8 protein-coding genes and 1 rRNA gene are annotated in these 9,146 nt (G+C 61.0%); 7 read left to right on the forward strand and 2 right to left on the reverse strand.

Going from position 1 to position 9,146, the window contains the following annotated elements; all coding sequences use genetic code 11:
- Positions 1 to 399 precede the first annotated feature (399 nt).
- The 5 genes from DMP08_RS12025 to DMP08_RS12045 all read left to right on the forward strand — a co-directional run bounded on the left by DMP08_RS12025 (position 400) and on the right by DMP08_RS12045 (position 5,938).
- Entirely contained in the window at positions 400 to 1,479 is a 1,080-nt protein-coding gene (locus DMP08_RS12025) for a DMT family transporter (protein ID WP_123193118.1), read from the forward strand.
- 35 nt (positions 1,480 to 1,514) lie between these two features.
- On the forward strand, positions 1,515 to 2,075 hold the full coding sequence (locus DMP08_RS12030) for a hypothetical protein (RefSeq protein WP_123193119.1): 561 nt from the start codon (positions 1,515 to 1,517) through the stop codon (positions 2,073 to 2,075).
- 10 nt (positions 2,076 to 2,085) lie between these two features.
- The gene (locus DMP08_RS12035) at positions 2,086 to 2,892 is read left to right on the forward strand and encodes a creatininase (RefSeq protein ID WP_123193120.1); all 807 of its coding nucleotides are present in this window, start codon (positions 2,086 to 2,088) and stop codon (positions 2,890 to 2,892) included.
- A 186-nt stretch (positions 2,893 to 3,078) separates the two neighbouring features.
- Entirely contained in the window at positions 3,079 to 4,380 is a 1,302-nt protein-coding gene (locus tag DMP08_RS12040) for an MFS transporter (RefSeq protein ID WP_123193121.1), read from the forward strand.
- A 337-nt stretch (positions 4,381 to 4,717) separates the two neighbouring features.
- Positions 4,718 to 5,938, forward strand: coding sequence for a putative ABC transporter permease (locus tag DMP08_RS12045; protein ID WP_123193122.1), 1,221 nt, complete (start codon positions 4,718 to 4,720; stop codon positions 5,936 to 5,938).
- A gap of 30 nt (positions 5,939 to 5,968) precedes the next feature.
- Here the strand turns inward: DMP08_RS12045 and crcB are convergent, their stop codons facing one another.
- Positions 5,969 to 6,364: a fluoride efflux transporter CrcB gene (gene crcB, locus DMP08_RS12050; RefSeq protein ID WP_123193123.1), complete on the reverse strand. Its 396-nt coding sequence runs from the start codon at positions 6,362 to 6,364 to the stop codon at positions 5,969 to 5,971.
- 231 nt (positions 6,365 to 6,595) lie between these two features.
- On the opposite strand from crcB, the gene DMP08_RS12055 reads away from it, so the two are divergent.
- Positions 6,596 to 8,035: a putative DNA modification/repair radical SAM protein gene (locus DMP08_RS12055; RefSeq protein ID WP_123193124.1), complete on the forward strand. Its 1,440-nt coding sequence runs from the start codon at positions 6,596 to 6,598 to the stop codon at positions 8,033 to 8,035.
- Positions 8,032 to 8,940, forward strand: a complete 909-nt coding sequence (locus tag DMP08_RS12060; RefSeq protein WP_123193125.1) for a TIGR03915 family putative DNA repair protein — start codon at positions 8,032 to 8,034, stop codon at positions 8,938 to 8,940. Before DMP08_RS12055 ends, DMP08_RS12060 begins: the two co-directional genes overlap by 4 nt.
- A 104-nt stretch (positions 8,941 to 9,044) precedes the next feature.
- Here DMP08_RS12060 and rrf read toward each other — a convergent pair.
- Positions 9,045 to 9,146: ribosomal RNA gene (gene rrf, locus DMP08_RS12065) — 5S ribosomal RNA — on the reverse strand; the annotation flags it as partial.

Consider the following 9,146-nt stretch of genomic DNA (forward strand, 5'->3'; position numbering starts at 1 on the left):
CTTCGGCGGCGGCCTGCACTGCTCCACGGCGGACGTCTACCGCGAGGGCGAGTGCCTCGACTACTTCCCGAACCGCGTCGCCGACCCGACCCTGGTCCGTCCGGAGATGTGGAACGACTAGTCGCTTGACCCGTTGCTGGAAGGTCCGGTGCAAAACCGGTCTTCCAGCCCTTCCAGAGCCCCCCGGCCCCCAAGGGCTTCGTTCCGCCTATGCGACGGCGCTCCTTGTTCGAAGATCCCAGGGAGCCGGTCGGCTTTCCCCTTTATCATCACATTCATGCCAAAGCGGCGCCGCAGCGTCCGCGTGCCTCGTCGTACCCCGAACCTTTCCATACCTGCAACCGGGCAACCGCACATGAAGGACTCGGGCGACACGACGCCGCCCCCAAGGAGGGATACATGAACCAGCAAGCGAAATACAAGCTTATCGGCTTTGTCATGATGTTCGCTTCATCATCGCTGATGGGCGGCATTGGAGCCTTCACGCGCTTCATCGACGCGCCCGGCGACTTCGTGTCGTTCTGGCGCAACTTCGCAGGCCTCATCGCGCTGTCGATCATTTTCTGCTTCATCGGAGGAAGCTGGAAGAAGCTCAAGGAAACCCGATTCTCCGGCATGATGCTGCTCTCCGGCGTGTTCCTGGGCCTGCTTTCGGGTCTGTACTGCCTCTCCACGCAGTACACCACGCTGGCCAACGCCTCGTTCCTGATCTACACCGGCCCCATCTACTCGACCATTCTGGCAGCGATATTCCTCAAGGAAAAGCTCAACATCAAGAGCATCCTCTGCATCATCGCCGTGGTCATCGGCATGCTGTTCATCGTGGGCATCGTCACGCCCGACGGTCTGACGCTCGACCTCGATCCCAAGTACACCTTCGGCAACGCCATCGCCTTCGCTTCCGGCGTAGCCTACGGCTTGTACCTGTTCTTCTCGCGCTATCGCGAGGACTGCGACTCCAACGTTCGATCCTGGTGGAACTTCCTGTTCGGATCGCTGGCCATCGTCGTGCTGCTCATCTGGCACCACTTCTTCCTGCAGCCGCTCTCTTACACCGAAAAGGTTAACGGCGTAACGCAATTCGACGCTTCCGGCCAGATCATCACCCACGCTTGGAACATGTTCACGATGCCCGGCTCGTCCTGGGTGGTCCTCATCGCCGCCGCGCTCATCACCGGCTTCGGCGCGTTCTACCTGCTGACCCATGCCACCAAGCGCCTCAAGGCCGGCGAGCTGGCAGCCATTTCCTATCAGGAAACCATCATGGCATCGCTTTTGGGCCTGTTCATGTTCGGCGAGACCATGACCGCCTTCCAGATCATCGGCGGCGCGCTCATCATCATCGGCGGCGTAGCGCAGATCTTCTTCTCGACCGCAGCCGCAAGCAAGCAGGGCGAAAAGATGGAAAAAGAAGAAGAGATCCGCGAGAACCTTGAAGCGCGACTAGATGAAGAGCAAGCACGAGAAGCCCTGAACTAGCCGAACCCCACGCAATAAGAAAGGAGCGTGCACCTATGAAGATCACGAGCAACCTGACCCATATCGCCACCGAGATGGAGTTCGAGGCTCCGCTGAACGAAGAGGAGCTGCGCGCCGTGCTCGAGGGCAACGGCTTCCAGGGATTCGCCGCCGAGCTCGACATCGCCGAGCGCACCGAGGACCACGTGCAGATGATGGCGCTCGCCGACCTGCTCGGGTTCGCGAAGGCCTCCGGCCTGTCCGCGGTGACCTACGACGTGACGTACTTCCCGCACGCCGACGCCGCCGAGGTGGACTACCAGCTCAACCAGCTGGCCCACGACCTGGAGATCAGCGCCGAGGTCATCCGCGACCTGTGCGCCGACGAGATCCAGGAGTACCTGGCGCTCGACGCGAAGCGCGACGCGAGCCTGCCCGTCCACAGCATCGTCGAGGCGTACGCGGGCGGCACGGCGTTCGCCTGGTACGGCATGCGCGACTACCCGCGCCTGAAGAGGGTCATCCTGGCCAAGCTGGCCCAGGGCGGCCAGCAGGCCAAGCGATCCTTTATCTTCCGCGCCAGCAAAGCGCAAGTCGACTTGCTGGAAAACCGATAGGAGGCGCACCGTGAAAGCAACGGTTTACATGGAGGAGATGGACGCGTTCACGTATCGCGAGAAGCTTCGCAACGATGCGGTGGTGTTCGTACCCGTAGGCGCCCTTGAGCAGCATGGATCGCACATGGCCATGTGCGTGGACGCTGCGCTGACCAAGGCTATGGCCGGAGCCACGGCCGAGGCGCTTTCCTCGTTCACCGAGGGCGCGGCGCAAGGCGTGGTAGCCGCACCGATCAACTACGGCTACCGCTCCCAGCAACGCTCCGGCGGCGGCTTCCACCTGTCAGGTACGACCAGCCTGCGCGGAACGACCCTCATAGCGCTCTCCCGCGACATCGTGTTCAGCATCATTCGACAGGGAGCACGTAAGATCGTGCTGATGAACGGTCATTACGAAAACTTCCAGTTCATCTTCGAAGGAGCCCAGCTGGCTCTCGAGGATGCACGGAAAGACGGTATCGACGACGCGAAGATTCAGCTGCTCTCGTACTGGGACTTCGTGGACGACCAGACCATCGCCGAGCTTTACCCCGAAGGCTTCACCGGATGGGATCTCGAGCACGCCGGCGTCATGGAAACCTCGCTCATGCTCCTGTTCTACCCCGACCTGGTCGATATGAGCAAGATCGATGATCCGTTGTACGACGGGCTGCCCGCCACGCTTCCCAACTACGACGTGCTGCCCATCATCGCCGACTACACGCCGCCTTCGGGCTGTCTGTCTTCGCCTGCGGCATCGTCGCGCGAAAAGGGCGTCATTCTGCGCGACGTCGCCGTGCGCAACATGGTGGGAGCCATCAAGCGAGAATTCGCGTAATCGAAGGACGCACCGCACAGTACGCAAAACAACGACATCCGCGGCCTTCCGGCGTTCGACAGCCAGGGAGGCCGCGGTCGTAAAGGAGCATCATGACCGCCCTGTACACCATGCTTCATGTCTTCGCTTTCAACGAAGCAATGCATTTTCTGGGGGACTACCACGAAATCCTAGGGGGAAATCGACATGCATACGCACGCAGTTGAGAAGAAAGTTCCTTTTAAAGTAGCGCTCTCGTCCTTCCTCGGCAACTTCATCGAGTGGTTCGATTACGCCACCTACACGTACTTCGCCATAACCATCGGCATCGTGTTCTTTCCGGAATCCGCCGTGAACTCGACGTTGCTCGCATTCGCCGTTTTCGCGATATCGTTCATCTTTCGCCCTTTGGGAGCGGCTTTCTGGGGCAGCATGGGCGACAAGAAGGGCCGCAAGTGGTCCCTGTCCATGTCCATCTTCCTCATGACGGGCGCAGCGTTTCTCATCGGCTGCCTGCCCTCATACGAAACCATCGGACTTCTGTCGCCCATTCTGCTCATCTGCCTGCGAAGCGTGCAGGGTTTCTCGGCCGCCGGCGAATACTCGGGCGCAGCCGTGTTCTTGGCCGAGTACTCCCCGGCCAACCATCGAGGAAAGTACTGCTCCCTCGTTCCCGCATCGACCGCCGCAGGCCTTCTGGCAGGCTCGACCGCTGCCCTGATCATCAAGCTGTTGCTGCCCGAAGCCGCCGTCATCGAATGGGGATGGCGCATACCGTTTCTGCTTGCCGGGCCCTTGGGCTTGATAGCCCATTACATCCGCACGAAGCTCGAAGACTCTCCTACCTACGAGCAGATGACCACGGAGACCGACCGATCCAAAGAGGCTCCCAACCCCACTCGCCTCGTGTTCAAGAAGTACCGCAAGCGCCTGCTTGCCAGCATCGCGGCAACCATGGTGAACTCGGTTGGGTTCTACCTGGTGCTCACGTACCTGCCCACGTACTTGACCAGCTATGCGGGCATGGAAGCAGCCCCCGCTCAGTTCGCAACCGACGTTGCGCTCGTCGCCTACATCCTCATCGTGCTGGGCGCAGGCAAGGTATCGGATATCGTCGGGCGCAAGAAGATGCTCTTGGGCGCCTGCGTTGCCTTCATCGCGTTGAGCATACCGGCCTTCACCATGCTGAACACGGCTTCGCTGCCCATCGTTATCGCAGCTGAGCTTATCTTGTGCATCACGCTGTCCATCAACGATTCGAATATCGCCTGCTACCAGGCCGAAATGTTTCCCACCGAAGTGCGCTACACCGGCGCCGCCTTGGGATCCAACATCGCCTACGTAGTGTTCGGGGGAACCGCGTCGATGGTGGCAACCGCGCTTATCGACGCAACGGGCAACGGCATGGCCCCGGCGTACTACATGATGGGAATCTGCTTGATCGCCGGCATCATCCTTCTGTTCACCGCACATGAGTACAAGGGCATTCCATTGAACGACATCGAATAACATCCGCAAGCTCGCGCGCTTTACAGCAGGTTCCTGCGAAAGCAAGCGCTCGCACAGCAAGCCGAGCGAACCCCACGAAGATACGCCGCTATTCGCCAGAAGGACCGACCGCATCGCAGTTCAACGACGTGGTCGGTCCTTTCTCTTCGCAAGCGCAGCCCCGCATTCGCCGTCAGGCGAGCACCGCCCTTCGCGCGTGCCGTTCCAGCACAACCGAGAACGTCCGCCGAATCCCCCTGCCGAGCGCTCCTTCTCCGCTATACTGGTCTTCGTCAGCAAATCACGCGGGCCAGCCCGCGATCAGGCCGCATCGACCGCACACCGCCAAGGAGAATTCATGAGGAAGCGCGACGACCTCGTACGTACCGACGACTGCGCCGCCGATCAGGCGATAGCCCCCAACAAAAGAAGAATCCCCCTTCCGCTCAAAGTGTTCGGAATCCTATCGATGGTCATGGGCGGCGCTTTGGCAGCCTTGCTTGCGTTGCTCGTGATCGGTACGACGTTGCTCGTTCAAAACGGCACGCTCGAAGGCGAGCTCTCGTCGGCAACGCTCATCATCTTCATTGTGGACACCGTGCTCATGACCGCACTCGCAGCCATGTTCGCCGTATTCGGCATCCGCCTGCTGCTCAACAAGCGACGTCATGCCGCGGAAGTCGCCGACGTGATGATTGCCGTGCTGGTCGGAATCGTTCTTTGCAGCATCATGCTTGACGGTTTGAACCTAAGCTTGGCCGCCTACGGTGCAATAGCCGTGTTCCTCGTCGTCATGCAAAGCTACCTCGACCCCTCTTTGGCGCAAGAGCGCGAACTGCAGCGTAAACTGCGCGACATGGAGACGCGCGAGGCGGCCGAAGACGGCACGCTCGGCCGTGACGAAACAGGCAAGGGATTCATAGCCCTCAACTTCTTCAACCTGTTCTGGATATTCACGGTCTGCTGCGTGCTCGGGCTCATACTCGAGACCGTCTACCATTTCGCCGTGGTGGAGCCGGGACATTACCAAGACCGAGCCGGCATGCTCATCGGGCCCTTCTCCCCCATCTACGGATTCGGGGCGGTTCTCATGACCATAGCGCTCAATCGGTTCCATAACAAAAACGTGGTGCTCATCTTTTTGGTAAGCGCTGTTATCGGAGGTGCGTTCGAGTATCTGACCAGCTGGTTCATGCAGTTCGCTTTCGGTATCGTAGCCTGGGATTACTCGGGCACGTTCCTGTCTATCGACGGACGCACCAACGGCATGTTCATGGCCATGTGGGGAATCCTCGGCGTGATATGGATCAAGGCATGCCTGCCTTGGATGCTGAAGCTGGTAAACCTGATACCTTGGAACTGGCGCTACACCATCACCACGATCTGCGCGGTTCTCATGATCGCCGACGGGGCAATGACCCTGCTCGCGCTTGATTGCTGGTACCAGCGTATGGCGGGAACGGCCATTCAGGATTCCGCGATGGTTCAGTTCTTCGACGAGCATTTCGACAACCAGTACATGCAGGAACGTTTCCAAAGCATGTCGATCGATCCGGGCAACGCCACTCGCGCGAAATAGCAAAAGGGAATCGACTCGCAGCCAACGCCGTCAAACCTGCGCAGAGCCGGTTGCAGCCGCACGCACGGCACGAACAGCCAAGCGCCCCAAAACCACGCCCGCCAAGCAGGCAACGACGCTCCCGCATGCGTACGCCGCTCCCGTGACGTACTTCCCTCGTTCGATAAGCGTCAACGTCTCCAGCGAGAACGTCGAAAACGTGGTGAAACCACCGCACACGCCCGTCTTCAAGAACAGGGCCGCATTATCGGACATGCCGGGCCACACCGTAGCAGCCTCGAACACGGCTCCGATAGCCACGGCGCCGACAAAGTTGATCAGGAACGTCATGAACGGAAAATCACCTTCAAGGGGGACAAGCCCCAGCAGATAGCGGCCTACAGATCCTATGAACCCGCCAAGACCCACGCATAGCATCGCCATCATGTCCTGCTCTCCTCCTCTTCGGAACCTGCCCAGTATAGCGAAAGGCTCGTACGCGCGCAGCGAGAAACGCCTTATCGTGCGCGCCTTTGCACCGAAAGACCGGCCGCAGCGAACACCGGGGCAAAAACAACGCCAGGGCGCAAACCTCGCCCGTTCGATTGACAGCGAACGTTCGTTTGCGTATTATACAGGTATTATCACGAACATTTGATCGCACGAACGGATGACCGCATGGATCTACTAGCGAAACTTGAAATCCTCGCCGATGCGGCAAAATACGACGTAGCCTGCACGTCCTCGGGGATCGACCGCTCCGCGCAAGCAGGCAAACTCGGCAACACCATGGCCGCCGGCTGCTGCCACAGCTTCGCCGCCGACGGACGCTGCATCACCCTTTTGAAAGTCCTCATGACCAACGTATGCACCTACGATTGCGCTTATTGCGTCAATCGCGCATCGAACGAAGTCCCTCGAGCCGCGTTCAAACCTCGGGAGCTTGCAGATCTGACCGTTTCCTTTTACCGGCGCAATTATATCGAGGGCCTGTTTCTCAGCTCAGGCGTTATTCGGAATCCCGATCACACCACCGAGCTCATGATCCAAACACTTGCCATCCTGCGCGAAGAACACGGCTTTCGCGGCTATATCCACGCGAAAGCCGTGCCGGGGACATCGCCCGAGCTGATCGATCAGCTCGGGCACCTGGCTGATCGCATGAGCGTGAATCTGGAACTCCCGTCACAACGAAGCCTTCGTCTGCTCGCCCCCGAAAAGGACAAGCAGCATATCCTTGCGCCCATGAAGCAAATACGGGACAGCATTGCGGTCGATGAAGACACCCGGGCGCTTATGCGTCGAAACGCCACGTACATGACGCAAGTCAACCCCAAGCGAAAAGAGCGGGCCTTCGTACCCGCCGGCCAGTCGACGCAGATGATCATAGGAGCCACGCCTGAAAGCGATTTTCAGATCTTGAACCTTTCAGCCGCGCTTTACCGTACGCTCTCGCTCAAGCGCGTGTTCTTCAGCGCCTACACGCCCGTAAACGACGATGCACGTCTGCCGGATGCCGATGCGGTTCAGCTCAATCGCGAACACCGCCTCTACCAAGCCGACTGGCTCCTGCGGTTCTACCGCTTCGACGTGACGGAGATCATCGACGAGGCGCACCCTTTTCTCGATCCCGATTTGGACCCCAAGGCAAATTGGGCTATAAACAACCTCGACTTCTTTCCCGTAGAGGTGAACACCGCTCCCCTCGAGTCGCTGCTGCGCGTTCCGGGCATCGGCGTACGGGGAGCAAGGCTCATCATGCGCGCACGACGCACTGCATGCCTACGCGAATCAGAGCTTCGCAAACTAGGCATCGCCTACAAGCGGGCGCGATTCTTCATAACTTGCGGGGGCGTTTACGCAGGACGCGGAGCCGACTTTTCGCCCGAAGGGCTTCGAGCTCAGCTGGCAGCGCCCGTTAAGGGCGGCGCGCACGGCCGCCGGTCCGCCAAAACCACCCCCGGACAGCTTAGCTTGTTCAAAAAGACCGAAACGCCCGAGAAGCTGCGCGCTGCCGGCAAAGGCCCGCGCGCGCTCGACGCCGGCGCTCCCTCGGCAGCGGACGGCTCTTTCGGCTGGCAGCGCGCGCTCGAACCGCGCACGACGGTTGCTGTATGAGCAGCCCGCACGACGACCGAAACGCCGCCCGGCCGGTACGCGAAGAGCCCTTGCAGGATGTCGCCTACGTATACGACGGCACGCCGGAAGGCCTGCTGACAGCCGTGTTCCAAGCCTATGCCAATCGCGAAGACCCGCAAGACGTCGCACCAGGCGACGTCTTGCAGCCCCGCCTGGGCCAGACCGTCCGCACCATAGAAACCGACATGCAGCTTGCGATACGGGTTCGCAAAGGCATCCAGCGCACGTGCGGGCAGGCGGCGTTCGAGGCCGTTCTGCACGCCGCATTGTCGGACGACCCGAGCACCGGAACCATCGTGTACCGATTCGTGCGCTACGCCATGTCGCACCGCCGACCGCATGACTGCGCCCGATGCCCGAGACGGCGCCGCTGCGCCGGCGTCTCCGACTGCACCGCAGCGACGCCAAGAAGATCGAGCGCGCTCGACGACCTTGCGAACCCAGCGGTCGGGCCCCTCGTCAAGCTCGACCGGGCGGTCATGAACGAACGCCACCGCATGCTCCAGTTCCTGCGCTTCGAGCACCTGGAAAACGGAGGCTGGTTCGCGCGATGCAGCCCGAACGCCTCCGTGGTGCCCCTGGTCATGGACTGGTTCGCGGGCCGCTTCAACGCGCAGCCCTTCGCGGTGCTCGACGAGCGGCACGCCCTGGCCGGCGTGTACGAGGGACGGGGCTGGCGGCTCGTGCGCACGGACCGGATCGACCTCCCCGCGCATGCGCCGGACGAGGAGCTCATGCAGGCGGCCTGGAAGCGATTCTACGACGCGGCCGCCGTCGAGGCCCGCTACAACCCCGAGCTGCGCCGGCGGTTTATGCCCGAGCGCCTCTGGAAGGACCTGACCGAGATGCGCCAGAGCATCCCGGGCGAGGGCCTGGCACGCTGAGGGCGCGAAGCCTCCGACCCGTCGATCCCCCCGAACGCGAAGAGGGCCCCGGAGCCTCTCCCGGCTCCGGGGCCCTCCCGCTCGGAAACGCCGAGCGCCCTGCGCGAGCGCGACGTCCTATCCTCCCACAGCCTTGCGCTGCAGTACTTTCGGCGATGGCGGTCTTAACTTCCGGGTTCGGAATGGGACCGGGTGATCCCCGCCTC

Origin of the sequence: Paraeggerthella hongkongensis (genome assembly GCF_003726035.1) — a bacterium.
GTDB classification, from domain to species: Bacteria; Actinomycetota; Coriobacteriia; order Coriobacteriales; family Eggerthellaceae; genus Paraeggerthella; species Paraeggerthella hongkongensis.

What these genes read in the sequence shown, in the direction of transcription:
- DMP08_RS12025 (WP_123193118.1), top strand. Translation starts at nt 400, where the DNA reads ATGAACCAGCAAGCGAAATACAAGCTTATCGGCTTTGTCATGATGTTC.
- DMP08_RS12030 (WP_123193119.1), top strand. Translation starts at nt 1,515, where the DNA reads ATGAAGATCACGAGCAACCTGACCCATATCGCCACCGAGATGGAGTTC.
- DMP08_RS12040 (WP_123193121.1), top strand. Translation starts at nt 3,079, where the DNA reads ATGCATACGCACGCAGTTGAGAAGAAAGTTCCTTTTAAAGTAGCGCTC.
- DMP08_RS12045 (WP_123193122.1), top strand. Translation starts at nt 4,718, where the DNA reads ATGAGGAAGCGCGACGACCTCGTACGTACCGACGACTGCGCCGCCGAT.
- crcB (WP_123193123.1), bottom strand. Translation starts at nt 6,364, where the DNA reads ATGATGGCGATGCTATGCGTGGGTCTTGGCGGGTTCATAGGATCTGTA.
- DMP08_RS12055 (WP_123193124.1), top strand. Translation starts at nt 6,596, where the DNA reads ATGGATCTACTAGCGAAACTTGAAATCCTCGCCGATGCGGCAAAATAC.
- DMP08_RS12060 (WP_123193125.1), top strand. Translation starts at nt 8,032, where the DNA reads ATGAGCAGCCCGCACGACGACCGAAACGCCGCCCGGCCGGTACGCGAA.